Source organism: Pedobacter jeongneungensis, assembly GCF_039538295.1.
Classification (GTDB): Bacteria; Bacteroidota; Bacteroidia; order Sphingobacteriales; family Sphingobacteriaceae; genus Pedobacter; species Pedobacter jeongneungensis.
Window position 1 is genome coordinate 41,394 of sequence record NZ_BAABBY010000009.1, and the last position, 20,118, is coordinate 61,511.

18 protein-coding genes are annotated in these 20,118 nt (G+C 39.1%); 8 read left to right on the forward strand and 10 right to left on the reverse strand.

Features of this window, described 5'->3' with window-relative positions; all coding sequences use genetic code 11:
- The first annotated feature begins 5 nt into the window (after positions 1–5).
- The 6 genes from rpsM (at position 6) to ABD769_RS17920 (ending at position 6,630) form a co-directional block, all read left to right on the forward strand.
- The gene (gene rpsM, locus ABD769_RS17895; protein WP_010599886.1) at positions 6–383 is read left to right on the forward strand and encodes a 30S ribosomal protein S13; all 378 of its coding nucleotides are present in this window, start codon (positions 6–8) and stop codon (positions 381–383) included.
- 152 nt (positions 384–535) lie between these two features.
- Positions 536–925 carry a 30S ribosomal protein S11 gene (gene rpsK, locus ABD769_RS17900; protein WP_010599885.1) on the forward strand — a complete coding sequence of 130 codons (390 nt, stop codon included), beginning with the start codon at positions 536–538 and terminating at the stop codon, positions 923–925.
- A gap of 61 nt (positions 926–986) precedes the next feature.
- Positions 987–1,595, forward strand: coding sequence for a 30S ribosomal protein S4 (gene rpsD / locus ABD769_RS17905; protein WP_025145206.1), 609 nt, complete (start codon positions 987–989; stop codon positions 1,593–1,595).
- An 85-nt stretch (positions 1,596–1,680) separates the two neighbouring features.
- Positions 1,681–2,673, forward strand: a complete 993-nt coding sequence (locus ABD769_RS17910; RefSeq protein WP_025145205.1) for a DNA-directed RNA polymerase subunit alpha — start codon at positions 1,681–1,683, stop codon at positions 2,671–2,673.
- Between the two features lie 134 nt (positions 2,674–2,807).
- Positions 2,808–3,332, forward strand: a complete 525-nt coding sequence (rplQ, locus tag ABD769_RS17915; protein WP_344852738.1) for a 50S ribosomal protein L17 — start codon at positions 2,808–2,810, stop codon at positions 3,330–3,332.
- A 328-nt stretch (positions 3,333–3,660) separates the two neighbouring features.
- Positions 3,661–6,630, forward strand: a complete 2,970-nt coding sequence (locus tag ABD769_RS17920) for a glycoside hydrolase domain-containing protein (RefSeq protein WP_344852739.1) — start codon at positions 3,661–3,663, stop codon at positions 6,628–6,630.
- A gap of 201 nt (positions 6,631–6,831) precedes the next feature.
- Here ABD769_RS17920 and ABD769_RS17925 read toward each other — a convergent pair whose 3' ends face one another.
- The gene (locus ABD769_RS17925; protein WP_344852740.1) at positions 6,832–7,464 is read right to left on the reverse strand and encodes a gluconate 2-dehydrogenase subunit 3 family protein; all 633 of its coding nucleotides are present in this window, start codon (positions 7,462–7,464) and stop codon (positions 6,832–6,834) included.
- A 12-nt stretch (positions 7,465–7,476) separates the two neighbouring features.
- Positions 7,477–9,213, reverse strand: coding sequence for a GMC family oxidoreductase (locus ABD769_RS17930; protein WP_344852741.1), 1,737 nt, complete (start codon positions 9,211–9,213; stop codon positions 7,477–7,479).
- Between the two features lie 287 nt (positions 9,214–9,500).
- On the opposite strand from ABD769_RS17930, the gene ABD769_RS17935 reads away from it, so the two are divergent.
- A complete protein-coding gene (locus ABD769_RS17935; protein WP_344852742.1) occupies positions 9,501–10,691 on the forward strand; it encodes a class I SAM-dependent methyltransferase in 1,191 nt (396 codons plus the stop codon).
- Between the two features lie 142 nt (positions 10,692–10,833).
- On the opposite strand, the gene ABD769_RS17940 is transcribed toward ABD769_RS17935, so the two are convergent.
- The gene (locus tag ABD769_RS17940) at positions 10,834–11,409 is read right to left on the reverse strand and encodes a murein L,D-transpeptidase catalytic domain-containing protein (RefSeq protein WP_344852743.1); all 576 of its coding nucleotides are present in this window, start codon (positions 11,407–11,409) and stop codon (positions 10,834–10,836) included.
- Between the two features lie 94 nt (positions 11,410–11,503).
- A complete protein-coding gene (locus ABD769_RS17945) occupies positions 11,504–11,863 on the reverse strand; it encodes a DUF1304 domain-containing protein (RefSeq protein ID WP_344852744.1) in 360 nt (119 codons plus the stop codon).
- A 451-nt stretch (positions 11,864–12,314) separates the two neighbouring features.
- Here ABD769_RS17945 and dnaK point away from each other — a divergent pair, with 451 nt between their 5' ends.
- Positions 12,315–14,219 carry a molecular chaperone DnaK gene (dnaK, locus tag ABD769_RS17950; protein WP_344852745.1) on the forward strand — a complete coding sequence of 635 codons (1,905 nt, stop codon included), beginning with the start codon at positions 12,315–12,317 and terminating at the stop codon, positions 14,217–14,219.
- Between the two features lie 582 nt (positions 14,220–14,801).
- Here the strand turns inward: dnaK and ABD769_RS17955 are convergent.
- The 6 genes from ABD769_RS17955 to ABD769_RS17980 form a co-directional block, all read right to left on the reverse strand.
- On the reverse strand, positions 14,802–14,948 hold the full coding sequence (locus tag ABD769_RS17955; protein WP_344852746.1) for a hypothetical protein: 147 nt from the start codon (positions 14,946–14,948) through the stop codon (positions 14,802–14,804).
- A 195-nt stretch (positions 14,949–15,143) separates the two neighbouring features.
- Positions 15,144–16,220: a phosphotransferase enzyme family protein gene (locus ABD769_RS17960; RefSeq protein WP_344852747.1), complete on the reverse strand. Its 1,077-nt coding sequence runs from the start codon at positions 16,218–16,220 to the stop codon at positions 15,144–15,146.
- Positions 16,211–17,110, reverse strand: a complete 900-nt coding sequence (locus tag ABD769_RS17965) for a nucleotidyltransferase family protein (RefSeq protein WP_344852748.1) — start codon at positions 17,108–17,110, stop codon at positions 16,211–16,213. The genes ABD769_RS17960 and ABD769_RS17965 overlap by 10 nt, the downstream gene beginning before the upstream one ends.
- Before the next feature lie 115 nt (positions 17,111–17,225).
- Complete coding sequence (locus ABD769_RS17970) at positions 17,226–18,800, reverse strand: helicase HerA-like domain-containing protein (protein WP_344852749.1); 1,575 nt, start codon at positions 18,798–18,800, stop codon at positions 17,226–17,228.
- 97 nt (positions 18,801–18,897) lie between these two features.
- Entirely contained in the window at positions 18,898–19,200 is a 303-nt protein-coding gene (locus ABD769_RS17975) for a chaperone modulator CbpM (protein WP_344852750.1), read from the reverse strand.
- A gap of 5 nt (positions 19,201–19,205) precedes the next feature.
- Positions 19,206–20,105, reverse strand: a complete 900-nt coding sequence (locus ABD769_RS17980; protein WP_344852751.1) for a DnaJ C-terminal domain-containing protein — start codon at positions 20,103–20,105, stop codon at positions 19,206–19,208.
- Between the last annotated feature and the right edge of the window lie 13 nt (positions 20,106–20,118).

Genomic DNA, 20,118 nt, shown 5'->3' on the forward strand with positions numbered 1-20,118 from the left:
TAAATATGGCAAGGATTTCAGGTATTGATTTACCAAGAAACAAAAGAGGAGAGATCGGTTTAACCTACATCTACGGAATTGGCAGAACAACTGCACAACGTATTTTAACTACTGCAGGTATCGATTTGAACAAAAAAGTACAAGACTGGTCTGATGATGAGTTATCAGCAATCCGTACAATGATCAACGATGAGATTAAAGTAGAAGGTGCTTTACGCTCTGAAGTTCAGTTAAACATCAAACGTTTAATGGATATCGGTTGTTACCGCGGTTTACGTCACAGAAAAGGTTTACCTTCTCGTGGTCAGCGTACTAAAAACAACTCACGTACTCGTAAGGGTAAGAGAAAAACAGTTGCTAACAAGAAAAAAGCTACTAAGTAATAGATAGATAGGAGAGGTGAGATTTTAGATATGAGAACCATGTCTTTAAAATCTGCTCAGATCTGGAACAAAAGATAAAAAGTAGGATACTGAGTATCGGGGTAGAGAAATTCTCATATCTCAAGTCTCATATCTAAAATCTAAAAGATAAAATGGCTAAGAGTAAAAAAGTAACAAAAAAACGTATCGTTGTAATTGAGCCTGTTGGTCAGGCGCATATCAATGCTACCTTCAACAACATCATCGTTACCTTAACAAACAACAACGGACAGACTATTTCATGGTCATCTGCTGGTAAAATGGGCTTTAAAGGTTCTAAAAAGAACACTCCGTATGCAGCCGGTCAGGCAGCTTCAGATTGCGGTAAAGTTGCGTTTGATTTAGGTTTACGTAAAGTTGAAGTATTTGTAAAAGGTCCGGGTTCAGGTCGTGAATCTGCAATCAGAACTTTGCAAGTAGCAGGTATCGAAGTAACATCTATCAAAGATATTACTCCACTTCCTCACAACGGATGTCGTCCTCCTAAAAAGAGAAGAGTTTAATTAATTTTAAAGCTAAGAATCTCCAGTTACAGGCTGGATGATACTTTAAAAACAGAAAAAAATGGCAAGATATACAGGCCCAAAATCAAAAATCGCCCGTAAGTTCAGAGAACCAATCTTCGGTCCTGATAAGGTGTTAGACAGAAAAAATTATCCTCCTGGGCAACATGGCTCATCAAAAAGAAGAGGAAAACAATCTGAATATGCTATCCAGTTAATGGAAAAACAAAAAGTAAAATACACTTATGGTGTGTTAGAAAAACAGTTCAGTAATTTGTTTAAAAAAGCATCTTCACGTGCAGGTATCACCGGTGATAACTTACTTCAATTATTAGAAGCACGTTTAGATAATACAGTTTACCGTTTAGGTATTGCAACAACCCGTTCTGGTGCACGCCAGTTAGTTAGCCATAAACACGTAACCGTGAATGGTGAAGTTGTAAATATCCCTTCATATCAGTTAAAAGCTGGTGATGTGGTTGCTGTTCGTGAAAAATCTAAATCTTTAGAATCAATTAGTAACTCAGTTGCAGGCAGAACAATTAACAAGTTCGCATGGTTAGAGTGGAATGCTGGTGAATTAACCGGTAAATTCTTAACTTACCCTCAACGTGATGAGATTCCTGAAAACATCAAGGAAAACTTAATCATCGAGTTATACTCAAAGTAATAAATAAGACAGTTAATTACCTCAAAAGGGTAATTAACTTTTTTCTTGTTACTATATATTCAATAACGAATTTAAAAAAATATAAATGGCAATTTTAGCATTTCAGAAACCAGACAAAGTGATCATGCAGAAATCAACTGATTTCGATGGCACATTTGAATTTCGTCCTTTAGAGCCCGGTTTCGGTGTAACAATTGGTAATGCCTTAAGAAGAATATTACTTTCTTCATTAGAAGGTTATGCTATTACTACTATTCGTTTTTCAGGCGTTTCTCACGAGTTTTCTACCATGAAAGGTGTTGTAGAAGATTTAACCGACATCATCTTAAACTTAAAACAAGTTCGTTTTAAGAAAACTGGTGATTCAGGTGATTCTGAAAAAGTTTTCATCATCGTTAATGGTCAGGACCAGTTTAAAGCTGGTGATATCACTAAATTCTCTAACAACTTTACAGTTTTAAACCCTGAGCATGTAATTTGCAACATGGATAAATCTGTTACTTTGGAAGTGGAATTAACCATCAATAAAGGACGTGGTTATGTACCTGCTGAAGAAAATAAAGTTGCTGATGCTGTTGTAGGTGTAATCGCAATCGATTCGATTTATACTCCAATGAAAAATGTAAAATACACGATCGAAAACTTTCGTGTTGAGCAAAAAACGGATTATGAAAAATTGGTTTTAGATATCTCTACTGACGGTTCAATTCATCCTGAAGAAGCATTAAAAGAAGCGGCTAAGATCCTTATCCAACACTTTATGTTATTCTCGGATGAGAATTTAGTATTAGAATCTCAGGCTAAAGAAGAAACTAAAGAAGTTGATGAGGAAATTTTACACATGCGTAAAATCCTTAAAACTGAATTAGTGGATATGGACCTTTCAGTTAGGGCATTAAACTGCTTAAAAGCTGCTGATATCCGTACTTTGGCTGATTTAGTTTCTTACGATGTTGCTGATATGTTAAAATTCAGAAACTTCGGTAAAAAATCTTTAACAGAGATCCAGGAATTAGTAAAATCAAAAGGTTTATCATTTGGTATGAACCTGTCTAAATTTAAATTAGACGAAGAGTAAGATTAGTCATGAGTCATTAGTTCGGAGTCGTGAGTCTTCCTTTCTAAAACCTCAACTAAAATAAATAATTTTTCACAGTGCATAATTCCCTCAGCTTAATTGCAAAGAGACGGTATGCACTCAATTAAAAAACAATGAGACACGGTAAAAAAGTAAACCACTTAGGTAGAACCGCAAGCCACAGAAAGGCGATGTTAGCTAACATGGCTTCATCACTTATTTTGCACAAAAGAATTACAACAACTTTAGCTAAAGCTAAAGCTTTACGTACTTATGTTGAGCCTATTATTACTAAATCAAAAAATGATACTACTCACTCACGTCGTACCGTATTTGCTTACTTACAAGATAAAGAAGTAGTAACAATCTTATTCCGCGAAATTGCTGAGAAAGTTGCAAACCGTCCAGGTGGTTACACTCGTATCATTAAATTAAACAATCGTCAGGGTGATAACGCTGAGATGGCTTTAATTGAATTGGTAGATTACAATACAGTTTACGGTAAAGATGTAGAAGTTAAAGAAGAGAAGAAAACAACTCGTCGTGGTAGAAGTAAAGCTGCTGCTGCACCTAAAGTTGCTGAAGCAAAAGCTGAAGTTGCCGAAGAAGTTGCTCCTGCTGAAGAAGCTCCTGCTACTGAAGAACCAAAAGGAGAATAATTTTATTCACCTTAAGCATACGAAAAGTCCTGTTCGAAAGAGCAGGACTTTTTTGTTTTCTGTCATTCTGAACGCAGTGAAGAATCTCTAAGCAATAGAACACTGAATCCATAAGTAAACCGTAGCTACAACAATTTGTGGGCACTCAAATTTCTGCATCAATAGGTCAGGGATTCTTCGCTGCGCTCAGAATGACAATACCTTAAAACAATAAACTATTGACTAATGAACTATTAAAACCAAACCAAGGCAAACGTTTGTCTCATTTTTTCATTACATAGCTTTAATTCAATCTGCTATACATAAATTAGCCTAAAACAAATTGATAATGAAATTTAGGCTTTTTCTATTGCTCTGTCTGTTGGGGCAACTATCCCTTCATGCACAAATACTAAAATATACCAATGGCAACAACGCCTGGAATCCTGATTCGTTGGGTAACCACAGGGTTGTGCTCCAGTTTGCAGGTAGCGGCAAAATTGCCCATGCAAAAATCGATTGGCGCAGAAGAGATGAACATCCTGAATTAAAGGGAATCATTGTTCAGGATGCTAGCGGTAAAACCATTTCGGTTGTTGGTACAGATAAACTAACCAGAGAAAGTGCAGATGTTTATTTCGAAACCGCTGGCCCAGGCAAGTATTACGTGTACTATCTGGCTTACAAAAACGAAGGCAGGAGCAATTATCCAAAAGGTGTGTATATCAAACCTAAACAAGCAGATCAGGCCTGGTTAGCTACTGTAAAGCAGGTTAAGGTTAACGCTTCAGTGGTAGAGATTCAGTCTATCGATGCTTTCAATTCCTTTTATCCGATGGAAATCATCGCCACAGCTAAAGAAACCGCTTTAATTAAGGCAAAATATTCTTCAGAAGCATTTATCGTATTTCCTGAGGATAGAATGTTTCCGGTCAAAATGCAAAACGATCTGCCTTATCGTTGGGTACAGAAAGGCGCAAGCAATTCATTTAACGGAACAGCAAGCAAAGGCGAAAATTATGCCTTTCAACTAGGCGTGTATGCATTAAAGGATTTAAAGAATGTTGAAGTGAGCTTCGGTGATTTGAAAACGACAACAGGAAAAGTAATATCTTCAAAATACATCAATTGCTTAAACACCAATGGAACGAGTTACGATAATAAACCATTGGTGGAGACCGTAAATGTAACAGCAGGTAAAATACAACCATTGTGGATTACTGTAAATGTTCCTAAGGCTACATCTGCAGGTATCTACGCAGGTAAATTTACGGTTAAAGCAAACGAAAAAGCTAAAGTGATTGATGCGAAGATTACCGTTACCAACGAAGTTTTAGCCGATGCAGGGGTTGGAACACCAAACAAGCAGACCCGTTTAACCTGGTTAAATTCTACTTTGGCACAGGCAAATACTGTGGTAGCTCCTTATACACCACTAACGGTTGAAGGAAATGTAATCTCCCTTTTGGGTAGAAAGTTCGAGATTAATACTGATGGTTTCCCTAAACAAATCCAAACGTTCTTTAATGCAGAGATGACCGGTTACAGTGAAAAACCAAATAATATTCTGGCAGAACCGATCCACTTTCATTTTTACAATACCCCAAAAACACAGGAAAAATTTGTTCCCAACAATTTCCAGATTACCAGTAAAGAAGCCGGAACGGTAAAATGGTCGGCGACAAATACTTCTGAAAACCTGAAAATGGATCTGGAAGGTGCTTTAGAGTTTGATGGTTACGTGCATTATGTAGTTAAGGTTACAGCGTTAAAAGATGTGGAATTCAGTAATGTTGATTTTCATATTCCTTTTGATAAAGGCTCTACTAAATATTTAATGGGATTGGGCGAAAAAGGTGGCGTTAGACCTGATACCGTAAAATGGAAGTGGGATGTAGCCAATAAAAATCAGGATGCGGTATGGATCGGAAACGTGAATGCGGGTCTGTATTACAATTTGAGAGATGAGAACTATGTTCGCCCATTGAATACCAATTTTTATCTTCAGAAACCATTATTATTGCCAAAATCTTGGGGTAATGTTGATAAAGGTGGTATCCAGATCAATGTAAAAGGCAGTTCGATGCTGGCCGATAATTTTACAGGTGCCAGAAGCATGAAAAAGGGCGATGTGCTTTATTATAATTTCAATTTATTGATTACGCCTTTCCATTTAATCAATACCGATTTTCAATGGGATAACCGCTTTTATCATAAATATGGCGATTTGGATTCGATTAAATCTACCGGTGCAACAGTAGTAAACATTCACCATGCCACACCAATCAATCCATGGATCAATTATCCTTTCATTGAATGGAAAAAGATGAAGAACTATATCGATAATGCCCATTCGAAAGGTTTAAAAGTAAAAATTTACAATACCGTTCGTGAGTTATCTAACCATGCATATGAGTGGCCTGCCTTACGGAGTTTGGGTACCGAGGTATATTCTCCTGGTAAAGGCGGTGGTTTTAGCTGGTTACAGGAACATTTAGATTCCAATTATATTGCTGCCTGGTTTGTGCCCGAAATTAAAGATGCAGCTGTGATTAACAGCGGAATGAACCGCTGGCATAATTATTATGTAGAAGGCATGAACTGGTTGGTAAATAACGTTGGGATAGATGGGGTGTATCTAGATGACGTAGCCTTCGATCGCGTAACCATGAAACGTATTAAACGTGTATTGACACAGAATAACCATCCGGGCATTATCGATCTGCACTCTGCAAACCAATACAATAAGAGTGATGGTTTTAACAACAGCGCCATTTTATACCTGGAGCATTTTCCTTATTTAAACCGTTTATGGTTTGGTGAGTATTTCGATTACCAAAAAAATAATCCTGATTTCTTTTTAACAGAAGTAAGTGGTATTCCTTTCGGATTAATGGGCGAGATGTTGCAGGATGACGGAAACCCCTGGCGTGGCATGATTTATGGCATGACGAGTCGTTTAGGCTGGTCGGATAAGAGCGACCCGAAACCACTGTGGAAAGCCTGGGATAATTTCGGCATTAAAGGTTCAGAAATGATGGGTTACTGGAGCGAAAACTGTCCGGTTAAAACGGATAATCCGAAAGTGTTGGCTACAGTTTACAAAAAACAGGGAAAAACAATGATTGCTTTGGCGAGTTGGGCAGAAGGGGATACTAAGGTTAATTTAACCTTTGATTGGGCTAAATTGGGCTTAGATGCATCGAAAGTTAAAATTACTGCTCCGGCAATTGAGAAATTCCAGACTGCAGGAAATTATCCTGAGGGAAAATCTGTTCCTGTAGAAAAAGGAAAAGGTTTGATTTTGATAGTGGAATAGTTTATATAAGTTTTCGTTATTGCGAGGCACGAAGCAATCTTAATGCGCTAAAAGGTAGCGATAGTTGTAGGATTGCTTCGTGCCTCGCAATGACGATTTTTTGCATTATACCTTCACATTTTCCATGCGCCGTGGTTTGTGTCCCCACGAACTACATCAATAAATAAAAAAGGTCAAGTTTAAAAAACTTGACCTTTATAACTATATCTTCACATTTTCCATGCCGTATTGTTTCAGTACATCAGCAGGAACACCTGCCCATTGGTTTGGGGCATTACCCACATAACCAATGTCTTTAACTCCGATTTCTGTGGTGTAAAAACCCGATGCCGTTAAATTTCTCATTCTATTGAAAAAAGTTACTCCTGCCTGCATTTCCGGCCGGGCTTTTTTAGGATAGGCAATTTCATTTACGATCGAAATCTGCTGGTCGGCAGAAGCTTCAACAAATGGTTTCTGGAATTTATTAAAGCTATACACATCCAGCCATTTCAGGCCGCCACGCATGGGTACTTTATGTTCGGGAATATCTTTCACAATAAACTCGATAAACTCGGGTACTTTAGCATCAGATGCACTGCCCGAAACCTCATCTTTAGGGATAATGATATCGGCCAAAACCGTTATGGTGGCCATTTCATGTTTGGTGAAAAAAGTTTCCGATTTCAGGCTTTTGTCGCGGTCTATTTCCCATTGTTCCCTACCAGCCTCTTTCGCGGTTTCTTCAGGTGCAGCGGCTTCTGTTTTTTTTTCAGGTTGTTTACAGGCATCCAAAAGTACAGTTGTACTAATGGCTGTTAAACCTAATGCTTTTATGGAATCACGTCTGTTCATAGTTGGTAATTCTTAAATGTTTTGTTTTTTCTTTTGAGCTAAAATATATTCGGCAGTACGCATCGAAAGGGCTAAAATTGTCCAGGTGGCATTTTTATCTCCCTGTTGAACAAATGGACCTGCATCAACTACGAAAAGGTTTTTACAGTCATGTGCCTGGCAATATTTATTCAGTGCCGATTTTTTAGGATCGTCGCCCATGCGGATGGTTCCTACCTCGTGAATGATTTTGCCCGGGTTTAGTAAACCGTAATTGGTATCTGCACCCTGAATTTCTGAAGTAACCACGGCGCCCATTTCCTTCATAATTGAAAGAAAGGTTTCCTGCATGTGTTTCGCCTGTAGAATTTCATCCTTATCCCACTTATAATTAAATCTTAAAACCGGAATACCATATTTATCTACTGTGTTGGGGTCAATTTCGCAATAATTACTTTCTCTGGCAATTGCCGTACCACGGCCAGCCATTCCAACTCCGGTTCCGTAGAAACGGCGGTAATCATCTTTTAACGATTTTCCGTAACCTCCCGCTTCTTTCATTTTGCCATCCCGGCCAGGTACCATCCCGTTCATTTCAGCGACTCCACCACCAAAACCATAAGCCGGCATGCCCATTCCGCCCCAATATTCGATGTGGTAACCACGTGGAAAGTTGAGTTTACGGTTATCTAACCACCAGGGTGAATAAATGTGCACACTACCAACGCCATCTTCATTATAGCGTTTTCTATCCATTAATTGTGGAAGAAAGCCGGAAACACTTGCCCCGGTAGAGTCGTGTAAATATTTTCCAACCACACCGCTGCTATTGGCCAGGCCGTTTGGATGCGATGCAGATTTTGAATTGAGTAATATACGGGCAGATTCGCAGGCACTGGCACCTAAAATAACCAGTTTACCATTTACCTGGTATTCTTGAAGATCTTTACGGTTTACATAAGAAACGCCTTTTGCTGAGCCATCTTTATCGGTAATTACTTCACGCACCATGGCATCGGTAATTACAGTAAGGTTTCCGGTTTTTACTGCCGGGTTTACCAGGCATGAGGAAGCTGAAAAATCGCCATACACTTTACAACTTCTTCCGCACTGGCCGCAATAGAAACAAGGTGCACGGTCGTTATTATTTGGCAAAGCTTCGGTAAGAACAGATCCACGGCCGGTAATTACTTTTACACCCGCTTTTTCTGCACCTTTTTTAATGAAAAGTTCGTTTAACCTTGGTTTTGGGGGTTTCATGAAAATGCCATCCGGCTCGCTTTCAATCCCTTCAGCCGTTCCATAAATGCCGATCATGCGGTCTACTTTATCGTAAAAGGGTTTTACATCCGCGTAAGTAATAGGCCAGGCATCGGTTAAACCATCTTTGGGTTTAAAATCATCCGGACCCATACGCAAAGAAATCCTGCCCCAGTGATTGGTACGGCCACCAAGCATGCGCGAACGGAACCATTCGAATTCACTTTTATTTTTCTGGGTATAAGGCTCGCCTTCTAATTCCCAGCCACCGTAAGAAGCATCAAAATCTCCAAACGGACGAACGGTACCTGCGCCACGGCGGGGCGATTCCCAGGGCCATTTTAATTGATGTGAATCTAATCGCGGATCGAAATTTTGACCAGCCTCGAGCAATAAAACCTTTTGTCCTGCATGTGCCAGAACGTAGGCTGCCATTCCGCCACCTGCACCTGAACCAACAATAATGGCATCATATACGGTAGGCGATTTTTTTATCTGAAAGTCACTCATGTGTTTTGGTTAGCTGTTTAAATACCCTAATCTAAAGTTTAATTTTTTGAAAAAAAAACGTTTGTCTATTTTGTAATCAATATAGATAATAATATCACTACGCATTTCTAAATCGTATTACGTCATTCATTTATTTAATGCTTTGATAATGGTTTTCTAGCAGAAATTCATTCCATTTTCCCTTTTACATCTTCCATCATTCGCTGTATGGTCGCTCTATTGTTACATTATTCCACACATGTTCAGCTCCGGATAAACTTGATTATCTTTGCAGTTCAAAATTATCAATGGGCGTGTCAGAATATATTAAACAGTTTACTAAAGCTTTAAAAGAATGTGTGGATGCCGCAACTTTCGTGAAAATTTCTTTAGGTAATTATAAAGGTGCAGAGGAAGCATTAAAGCAAATACTTATCCGTAAAGTGGTGATTAAACGGGATGATAAGCTGGCTTTTACCTATCGCTATAAAACCCGCGATGTGGTAAAAAACTATGCCATTAATGAAGCTGTAGATTTGATTGCTGATTACCTGGAAAAAGGATTTAAAATCGGCACTCTGTTTACCACAGAAAAAGACCTGATTTTAGAAGAACTGAATAATGGTAAAGTGGTTTTGAGGGAAACCACAGCATCGGCTAAAGAAGTCCCGTCTGCCGGCCACGATAAAGAAAAAACCAGATTAATTAAGCCTGATTCGAAATCGTACTTAACCGAATTAAAAATTACCGATGCGGATGGAAAGGTTTTTAAAAATGCGCAGGATAAATTCCGCCAGATTAACCATTACATTGAAATTTTAAGTTCCTTAATTAAAGAATTACCGGCAGGAACGATAAAAAAGGTTGCAGATATGGGTTCGGGGAAAGGTTATTTAACTTTTGCACTGTACGATTACCTGCATTCGGTTTTAAAGCTGGAAAGCGAAGTGGTGGGAGTCGAATATCGCCAGGATATGGTTGATCTTTGTAACCAGGTTGCAGAAAAATCTTCTTTTGCCCAACTCAATTTTGTACAGGGTACGATTGAAGATTATAATGCTGATGATGTAAACCTGCTAATTGCCCTTCACGCCTGCGATACGGCAACTGATGATGCCATTTTTAAAGGAATTAAAGCCAATGCCGAACTGATTGTGGTTGCACCTTGTTGTCACAAGCAAATCCGCAGGGAAATTGAGCAAAACAAAGTAAAAAATGATGTTTCGTTTTTAACCAAATATGGCATCTTTTTAGAACGCCAGGCCGAAATGGTTACCGATGGTATCCGTGCTTTAATTTTAGAATATTTCGGCTATAAAACAAAAGTATTTGAATTTATTTCTGATGCGCATACGCCTAAGAATGTGCTTGTAGTAGGGATAAAGAGCAAAGGGCATGGCGCAGAGCGGAAAGAGGAGATACTGCAGAAAATAAAAGCTAGCAAGGAATATTTCGGAATTGGTTACCATCATTTGGAAAGATTGCTGGAGTTGTCTTGATTAGATGCCCGCGAAAGGTCGTCATTTCGACCGCAGTGGAGAAATCTTTGAGTTTGTTAATCCATAGATTTCTCTACCGAATTTTCGGGAATGCGCTTTAGTCAAAATGACGATTACTTTTTTTTACTTTCCTTTCCATTAATTAAACATAAATCCAAAGCAATACCGGTTTTTTCTTCGTTTTTAGCAGCGCATCTATTTTCCTCATGGTAGCATCTGATAAAACAGGGCAGCCGGCACTTTGTCCGAATAAAGTTTGCGGATAAATTTCCTGGGCCGGAACTGGCGTGTAAGAATGTAAAACCACAATCCGTTTAAAAGCATTACTGTTTGTTTCCTCTAAACCATACATTTTATAGTGGACATGAATGCCCCAATTGCTGTATGCGCGGCCTTTAACTTTGTATTTACCCAATGAAGTGCAATAACTTCCTTCTTTATTGCTGAAAACCGGCTTGGTTGGAGTACTTCCACCGCCAACGCCATGGGCACATAAACCTTCGATGGTGATCTTTTTTTGTTTAAAATCGTAAACAAAAATCCTGTTTTTGCCCGAGTGGATACTCATATCAACCATAATGGCGATGGAAGTGTCCATGTTGTTTTTCTTGCAGAAAGTTAGGGCTTCATTAATTTTATCGGTATTTATTTTGTTGTTCTCAATGGGTTTAAACCCGAAGAGTGTAAATAAGATGAGAAGAGCGGATATTTTTAGCATAAATAACTAATGTTGGGAAGCATCTTGGTCGGTGCGGCACCGACCAATAGAAGGGGATTGACTTAGCCGGTATGATACCAACCAATAGCGTTGTTTATAAGTGCAATAAAATCAAGGCTACCAATGCCGGTATTGATTGTACATAAAGAATTTTCTTACTGGCCGTTGCGGCGCCATAAATTCCGGCGATAATTACACAGGTTAAAAAGAATATCGCTACATAAAATTTCCATTGATGATCGCTTATACATAACGACCAGATTAAACCCGCTGCTAAAAATCCATTATATAAGCCCTGGTTTGCTGCCAGAGTTTTAGTTGGCACAAATAAATCTTTCGGGATGGTTTTAAAAACTTTTGGTGCCCTGGTGGTCCATGCGAACATTTCCAGCCAAAGGATATAGAGGTGAATGAAGGCTACTAAGCCGATTGCGATTTGAGCTGCTAATTGCATATAATAGGGATTACACTGATTTAAATGATTGCACAGATGGATTGTAATTTAAATATAGTAAACTTTGTGGTTATTTTTTGCACCTGCCCTTGTACATAAACCCGATAGGAGCGAACACGAGTGCAACGAAGTAAAGCGGATAGCGGGGCTGCTGCTCCCGACAAGATTCGAACTTTCATTTTCAATCACTTTTAAGTAGTCACTCTTGAAACTTCAGTCTTGATTAAGCTTTCACCTTTGGTCTTGCCCCTTATCCATCTTCCATTCCACATCTTCCATCCTACATCTTCCATTTCCCATCATTCTCTGTCATGCTGTCAGTAGATACCAGTCTCTTTTTTTACATTTTAACAGTCTTTTACCCATATTTTCTGCCAAAAACCAATTGGCACAAGCATTGTTTAACAGGAGTAGAAATTATAATACTTTAAAAAGAGAAATTAAAAATACAATGGGAAAAATTATTGGAATAGACTTAGGAACAACAAACTCTTGCGTGAGCGTAATGGAGGGCAATGAGCCTGTAGTTATCGCAAACAGTGAGGGTAAACGTACTACACCGTCTATTGTTGCTTTTGCAGAAAACGGTGAGCGCAAGGTTGGCGAGCCTGCTAAACGTCAGGCTATAACCAACCCAACTAAAACGATATATTCGATTAAACGCTTTATGGGTAGCAGCTACGACGAAAGTGCGAAAGAAGCTGGACGTGTACCTTATAAAGTAGTTAAAGGTGATAACAATACACCTCGTGTAGAAATCGACGACAGAAAATATACTCCACAAGAGATTTCTGCGATGATTTTACAAAAAATGAAAAAAACTGCTGAAGATTTCCTGGGTCAGGAAGTTACAGAAGCGGTTATTACTGTACCTGCTTACTTTAACGATGCACAACGTCAGGCTACTAAAGAAGCTGGTGAAATTGCAGGTTTATCTGTAAAACGTATCATTAACGAACCTACTGCAGCTGCTTTGGCTTATGGTTTAGATAAAGCACACAAAGACATGAAAATTGTTGTGTTTGACTGTGGTGGTGGTACACACGACGTATCTGTGTTAGAGTTAGGTGATGGAGTTTTCGAAGTAAAATCTACTGACGGTGATACACACTTAGGTGGTGATGACTTTGACCACATTATTATCGATTGGTTAACTTCAGAATTCAAAGCGGAAAACAACATGGACCTTGCAAAAGATCCAATGGCGTTACAACGTTTAAAAGAAGCTGCTGAGAAAGCTAAAATTGAGTTATCTAGCACAACTTCTACTGAAATTAACTTACCATATATTACTGCTGATGCCAGCGGCCCTAAACACTTGGTACGCACATTATCTCGTGCTAAATTTGAGCAATTGGCTGATAGCTTAATTAAACGTACTATCGATCCTTGTAAATCTGCTTTGAAAAATGCTGGTTTAAGCACAAGCGATATCGACGAAATTATTTTGGTAGGTGGTTCAACCCGTATCCCTGCTATTCAGGAGGCGGTTAAAGCTTTCTTTGGTAAAGAGCCAAGTAAAGGTGTTAACCCTGATGAGGTTGTGGCTATTGGTGCTGCTATTCAAGGTGGTGTGTTAACCGGTGATGTAAAAGATGTATTGTTATTAGACGTTACTCCTCTATCATTAGGTATCGAAACTATGGGTGGTGTAATGACTAAATTAATCGAGTCTAACACTACTATCCCAACCAAAAAATCGGAGACTTTCTCAACTGCAGCTGATAACCAGCCTTCGGTAGAGATCCACATTTTACAAGGTGAGCGCCCTATGGCCGGTCAGAACCGTACAATTGGCCGTTTCATTTTAGATGGTATTCCACCAGCACCTCGTGGTGTGCCTCAGGTAGAAGTATCATTTGATATTGATGCCAACGGTATCTTACACGTAAGTGCAAAAGATAAAGCTACCGGTAAAGAGCAAAAAATCCGTATCGAAGCATCTTCAGGTTTAACTGATGCTGAGATCAAAAAAATGAAAGAAGAAGCTGAAGCTAATGCTGCAGATGATGCTAAGCAAAAAGAAGAAGCTGATAAAATCAACGGTGCTGATGCATTGATCTTCTCTACTGAAAAACAGTTGAAAGAGTTTGGTGATAAATTATCTGCTGATAAAAAAGCACCAATCGAAGCTGGTTTAGAGAAATTAAAAGCAGCTCACGGTTCTCGTAACTTTGCAGATATCGATGCAGCACAAGCTGAATTGCAAAATGCATGGAACGCAGCATCTGAGGAAATGTATAAAGATGGCGGTCAGCCTCAAGGTGGCGAACAACCACAAGCTGATGGTCAGCCTCAGGGTGGTGGCGATAACGTTACCGATGTTGATTTTGAAGAAGTGAAAGAAGATAAATAGGTCTTGAGTCTTCAGTCCTGAGTCGAGAGTCTTGGGAGGATAAAATAGAAAGCGTTCCTGATTAATTTCAGGAGCGCTTTTTTTGTGGGCTAAACCTCGCGGGGCTCAAAAAGGGCTTATATGTTCTCCTATGTCTTATATGGTTCAAAAGATTTTGGAAATGAAGGGTTCCGTACTTTTAGGAAACAGCAGCCCCGCCATTCGCTACTTCCGATGAAGGATCGGAATCGCTGCTGTCGGGTTTAGAGTGCAGGGCTTGTGGTATAAAAATCCCGCATGTTGTACAAAGTACTTATATGTTTCTTAAATGTCTTAAATGGTGAAATAATAAGGAAATGAAGGGTTCCGTACTTTTCGGAAACTGCAGCCCCGCCATTCGCTACAATCTTTTTTAACTTCTGTCATGCTGAGCTACGAAGCATCTTTTTCATCGCTTAGGGTTGCTTCGTGCCTCAGCATGACAGGATATTCAGGGGGGCTGCAAACAAAAAGGATTTTTGCTGCTGTCGGTTTATTGAGTGGGGGTTATGGTATAAAAACCCCCGCATTTTGTAAAGAGTACTTATATGTTTCTTAAATGTCTTAAATGGTGAAATAATCAGGAAATGAAGGGTTCTGTGCTTTTCGGAAACAGCAGCCCCGCCATTCGCTACAATCTTTTTTAACTTCTGTCATTGCTGAGTACGAAGCATCTTTTTCATCGTTTACGGTTGCTTCGTACCTCAGCATGACATGATATTCAGGGTCGCTGCAAACAAAAAGGATTTTTGCTGCTGTCGGGTTTAAGTGTGGGGCTTATGCTATAAAACTCGCAGGTTTGAAAAAGCACTTATATGATCCTTAGATGTTTATATGGTCAATAATGCAGTAGGTTTATTTTTAATATTGTACTTCGTAGCGGGACGCTACAGTCAGGCTTAAAATCTAAACCAAATGCTCTTCAATAATATCCTGTAATTCTTTTTCGTTTACAGCTAATTCGTAAAGCAATTTAAACTGGTTTTTAACACGATCTAAGTTTTGTGCAGGATAACTTGTCGGGTAATACTTGTTTCCGCTTAAAAAATCAGTTAAAAAGCGTAAGGCCTGCATGTAAATCATGTATTTGCCCGAAAATAAGATAAGCTCCTTTTCTGTTTCCGTTAAAATACTTTTCATTTCAGATAAATAACCTTTTATCATTGCTTCGAAATAAGGCAAACGAATTTTGATCTTATTCAGATCGGTTTCATTTTCGGAGAAAGCACAGAGGTAGGTACGCATCATATCGCCCAGATCGGAAATAAATTTGCCGGGCATAATCGTATCCAGATCAATTATGCAGATGCCTTCGTACGTTTTGCTATCCAATAACACATTGCTGATTTTCGTATCATGGTGCATTACACGGTCAGGGAAATCGGTGCGATGTGCATATGAGTTAAAATAATCTAAAATGTACTTATGGCTTAATGCATCTCTGATTTGTGTACTCGCCTGCTCTTTTTCAGGTTCTGATGCCTGGTTTAAGGCTTCCATAAATTGCTCATACCTTAAATCTAAATCATGAAAACCCGGGATGGTTGGCTGAAGTGTTTTCGCATCAAATTGATTCAGCAGTCTGCTCAGCTTACCAAATTGCCTGGCAGCTTCATAGGCTTGTTTAGGATCAGCAAGCACATCCAAAGAGATGGTATTGGGCACAAAAGGAAGCATCCGCCAGTATTCGTTGCAGATATGTGCCATTTCTTCGCTGTTAATCGTAGAAACAGGTTTTATAAAAAGGTATTCGGGATAATTAACGGTGAGGTAATCTGCAATTGCACGAAGGTTATTGGCAATGGCCTGTGGTGATTGAAAAACGGAAGTATTGATGTTTTGAAGGATGTATTTCCGTTCTTCGCTTTGGGGCGAAAGCAAATAAGTACGGTTAATTAAACCCGTACCTATTTGTGTAATTTTTGTATTTTCTTTAGTATATCCGTAGGCTTTTAAAACTTCGGAATCTAAATTTAGTTCCATAGTTTTTCCGGATATGTTCCGTTCTTCACTAATTGGTCAATACTATCCTGAACATATGGTTTATCTTCCTTATAAGTTACACCGAACCATTTGTTAGGCGTTGGTACTACTTTAAAGGTTGCAATATTTCTTTTTACCAGGTTTTCGCCGATTAGCGGAATAAAAAATTCAGCTTTTGGCTTGTCTTTATTTGCTTCTGCAAAATCCCTGAACATTTCTTCTGTAATTTTGAAAACTGCTGGTGTAAAGCCCCAGAAATTCATCGAAACCGGTGTTTCGTAAGCTAAAGGAAATTCTTCACCATTTTCTTCGTAAAAAATACTGCCATCTTTTGGATAAACCTTAGTGCGTTCTACAATTTCTTCCAGGTTACCTGATGCATCTACTTTACAAACACCACGCGAAACAGCACCAAACTCAGATAATGTTTTGCCGATTTCGTAACCAATGATTGAATAATTACTGTCGCTTACTTCTGTGGTTAAGAAATCAACCATTTTTTTAAAGGCATCGTAACCATAATAATCATCTGCGTTAATTACGCAGAATGGTTCTTTAATTACATTCCTGCCCGAAAGGATTGCATGGGCAGTACCCCAGGGCTTTTCTCTGTAAATTTCTTCTTCGATACCGAACTGTTTTAAATCGAAATTCTGAAAAACGTAGTCAGTTTCAATTCTGCCTGCAAGTTTAGGCTCAAAAATAGCTTTAAAGTTATCTACAAACTCTTCTTTAATGATAAATACAACTTTACCAAAGCCTGCATTTATGGCATCATATATCGAATAATCGATAATGGTTTCGCCATTAGGGCCAAAACCATCAATCTGTTTCATACTTCCGTAACGGCTTGCCATACCTGCAGCCAATATTAATAGGGTGGGTTTCATTTATTGTTATTTATTTGTGGGACGACCTGATATGATTAAAATATCTATTTAATCATGCCGGGTTTATATTGCGAAATTAATAATTTGCGTTTTTTATTGGGTTAATTAATCTTTTTTAGAAGCCAAACAATCCTCCGCCGGTTTTCGACCGTGTTTTTTTTCCGGTTAACATACCGAAAATACCACGGACAATTTCTTTACCGATCTGGCGGGTGATGGTTGCACCCATAACCTGTTCAACCAGACTTTTTTCACCCGGCTTTGGTTTGCTTTCCTGTTCGGACTGCTTTTGGGCTTCTGCTTCTTGTTTTTGTTGTTCGGCTGCCGCAGTTTGATCGTTAATGCGTTTGGTTAAAATTTCGTACGCGCTTTCCGGATCAATGGCATCTTTATATTTCGTGTACATCGGACTGGCGTGAACCAGCTGCTCGAAATCTGCAGCAGTAAGTGGTCCCATAACAGCCCTTGGCGGGGTTAGCAGGGTTGCCGATACTTCCGTTGGAATACCCTTCTCATTCAGTACGGTAACCAAAGCCTGTCCGGTTCCTAATGAGGTTAATATTTTATCAATCTCGTAAAAATCTGATTTTGGATAAGTATTAACCGTCTTTTTCAGCGCATCTACATCATTTGGGGTAAATGCCCTTAATGCATGCTGTACGCGGTTACCCAACTGACCTAAAACACTTTCAGGGACATCGCTGGGAGCCTGTGTACAAAAGAATACGCCAATACCTTTTGAGCGGATTAACCTGATAATGGTTTCTATCTGTTCTAAAAATGCTTTTGATGAGTTTTTAAATAATAAATGTGCTTCATCAAAGAAAAATACCAGTTTTGGCTTATCTAAGTCGCCAACCTCCGGCATGGTATTAAATAACTCGGCCAGTAAGCTGAGTAAAAATGTAGAATATAATACGGGCTGGTTCTGAACATCGGCAATGTTTAATAAACTAATGGTTCCTTTACCATCAACCCGTTCGAAAAGATCTTCAATATCGAATGATTTTTCGCCAAACATACCGCCTAATCCCTGCTGTTCTATTGCAACGATTTTTCTTAACATGGTACCCGATGTAGCTGTTGAAATACTGCCATAACTGCTTTTAATTTCGGCAGCACCTGCACCCTCTGATAAATAGGAAATCAGTTTTTTTAAATCATTTAAATCAATGATGGGCATTTTGTTATCGTCGGCATATTTAAATATTACCGCCATTACACCTGCCTGTGTATCGTTTAAATCTAAAATTTTCGATAAAAGAGTAGGACCAAACTCGAGAACTGTTGCGCGCATCTGGGCACCCATTTTACCGGAAAGTGAATAAACCTCGATTGGAAAACCGGTTGGAGTAAAGGGCTTATTAAGCTGTTGAGCCCGTTCCTCTATTTTAGGGTTAACCGCACCGGGCTGGTTTAAACCAGACAGATCGCCTTTAACATCTAACATAAAAACAGGAACTCCTGCATCCGAAAGTTGTTCTGCCAGTAATTGTAGCGTGCGCGTTTTACCTGTTCCGGTTGCTCCGGCAATCAGGCCGTGCCTGTTCATCATTTTTAGTGATAAATTAACTTCGGCTTCGCTGTAAATCTGTCCGTCTAAAATTCCGGCGCCTAAATAAATGTACGAGCCCGTTGGGGCATAGGATGATTTTATTTTTTCGATGAATTTTGAAGAAAGATCGCTCATTTTTTAAAATTAGACTGCCAATTTAAGAAAGATATCTTAAAAAGGTAGTGTTTTTATTACCACTTTTGATGCAAAATATTGCACAAACGGTTGTTTATTAGTGCTGATTGAGTTGCTTATAATAATTTAATTCGTTCTGAAGTGTGGTTATTTTTTCCTGCATATGCTGCAATTGATTTAGCAAATGGGAAACAGCATGAATCCCCTCTAAATTGATTTCGAGGTCTTGCGCCAGGCGGAGATACTGCTCCAGTTTAGACAACTCATCAACAGGTAAAAAAACCGACTGCTTTTTAATCGTTGTACGAATTAGTCCAAAATCTTCGAGAGACTGGATAAAATTAATTTCCACATGATGATAAGCACAGATATCTTCTACTGATATTAAATTGGTTTCCATAATGGTTAGAATTTGGAAAGTTTTTCGAATAGTTCCTTTTGCTCAGGGTTTAAGTTGGTGGGTAGTTTTACCTGCCATTTGATGTAAAGATCGCCGAACTGGTTTTCTTTTTTATACACAGGAAAACCTTTGCCTTTTAAGCGCAGGGTGGCATCTGGTTGTGTACCTTCAGGTACTTTTAGTTTTACCTTGCCGTTAAGTGTTTCTACAATTTTTTCTCCACCTAAAACCGCAGTGTACACATCTATTTCTTCCTGAATGTAGATGTCGTTTCCTTTCCGCCTGAATTTAGGATCGTCGGTGATGTTGAATTTGATAAAAAGATCGCCCGGAGGACCATTGTTAACGCCCGGTGCACCATAGCCCGGAAGTTTAATTTTTTGGCCGTTTTCTACCCCTGCCGGGATAGTGATACGTACCTGTTTGCCATTTACGGTTAAAGTTTGTTTATGTGTGGTATAGGCATCGAGCAGGTTGAGCTGCAAATCGGCATTATAATCCTGACCTTTGAAAGGTGAATTACGGCTGCTTCTGCCACCACCACCTCCAAACATGGAGGAAAAGAAATCAGAAAAATCATCTCCTCCAAAACCTCCTGAATAACTGCTGCCACCACCATAACCTCCACCTTGCGATTGGTATTGCCTTTGCTGCTGTTGCTGGGCATCTAACTGATCGGCGTGCTGCCAGTCTTTACCATATTTATCGTACTTCTTCCTTTTCTCCGGATCACTTAAAACCTCGTTAGCTTCATTAATCTGCTGAAATTTCTTGTTGGCTTCCTCATTATCCGGGTTGAGATCAGGATGGTGTTTTCTGGCTAGTTTTCTATAAGCTTTTTTAATATCCTCAGTTGTTGCATCTTTCTTTAAATCGAGGATTTTATAATAGTCTATGTAGTCCATATTGGCTTAACAA

Coding starts and splice junctions, on each gene's coding strand:
- rpsM (WP_010599886.1), top strand. CDS start 6: ATGGCAAGGATTTCAGGTATTGATTTACCAAGAAACAAAAGAGGAGAG.
- rpsK (WP_010599885.1), top strand. CDS start 536: ATGGCTAAGAGTAAAAAAGTAACAAAAAAACGTATCGTTGTAATTGAG.
- rpsD (WP_025145206.1), top strand. CDS start 987: ATGGCAAGATATACAGGCCCAAAATCAAAAATCGCCCGTAAGTTCAGA.
- ABD769_RS17910 (WP_025145205.1), top strand. CDS start 1,681: ATGGCAATTTTAGCATTTCAGAAACCAGACAAAGTGATCATGCAGAAA.
- rplQ (WP_344852738.1), top strand. CDS start 2,808: ATGAGACACGGTAAAAAAGTAAACCACTTAGGTAGAACCGCAAGCCAC.
- ABD769_RS17920 (WP_344852739.1), top strand. CDS start 3,661: ATGAAATTTAGGCTTTTTCTATTGCTCTGTCTGTTGGGGCAACTATCC.
- ABD769_RS17925 (WP_344852740.1), bottom strand. CDS start 7,464: ATGAACAGACGTGATTCCATAAAAGCATTAGGTTTAACAGCCATTAGT.
- ABD769_RS17930 (WP_344852741.1), bottom strand. CDS start 9,213: ATGAGTGACTTTCAGATAAAAAAATCGCCTACCGTATATGATGCCATT.
- ABD769_RS17935 (WP_344852742.1), top strand. CDS start 9,501: ATGGGCGTGTCAGAATATATTAAACAGTTTACTAAAGCTTTAAAAGAA.
- ABD769_RS17940 (WP_344852743.1), bottom strand. CDS start 11,409: ATGCTAAAAATATCCGCTCTTCTCATCTTATTTACACTCTTCGGGTTT.
- ABD769_RS17945 (WP_344852744.1), bottom strand. CDS start 11,863: ATGCAATTAGCAGCTCAAATCGCAATCGGCTTAGTAGCCTTCATTCAC.
- dnaK (WP_344852745.1), top strand. CDS start 12,315: ATGGGAAAAATTATTGGAATAGACTTAGGAACAACAAACTCTTGCGTG.
- ABD769_RS17955 (WP_344852746.1), bottom strand. CDS start 14,948: ATGCTGAGGTACGAAGCAACCGTAAACGATGAAAAAGATGCTTCGTAC.
- ABD769_RS17960 (WP_344852747.1), bottom strand. CDS start 16,220: ATGGAACTAAATTTAGATTCCGAAGTTTTAAAAGCCTACGGATATACT.
- ABD769_RS17965 (WP_344852748.1), bottom strand. CDS start 17,110: ATGAAACCCACCCTATTAATATTGGCTGCAGGTATGGCAAGCCGTTAC.
- ABD769_RS17970 (WP_344852749.1), bottom strand. CDS start 18,800: ATGAGCGATCTTTCTTCAAAATTCATCGAAAAAATAAAATCATCCTAT.
- ABD769_RS17975 (WP_344852750.1), bottom strand. CDS start 19,200: ATGGAAACCAATTTAATATCAGTAGAAGATATCTGTGCTTATCATCAT.
- ABD769_RS17980 (WP_344852751.1), bottom strand. CDS start 20,105: ATGGACTACATAGACTATTATAAAATCCTCGATTTAAAGAAAGATGCA.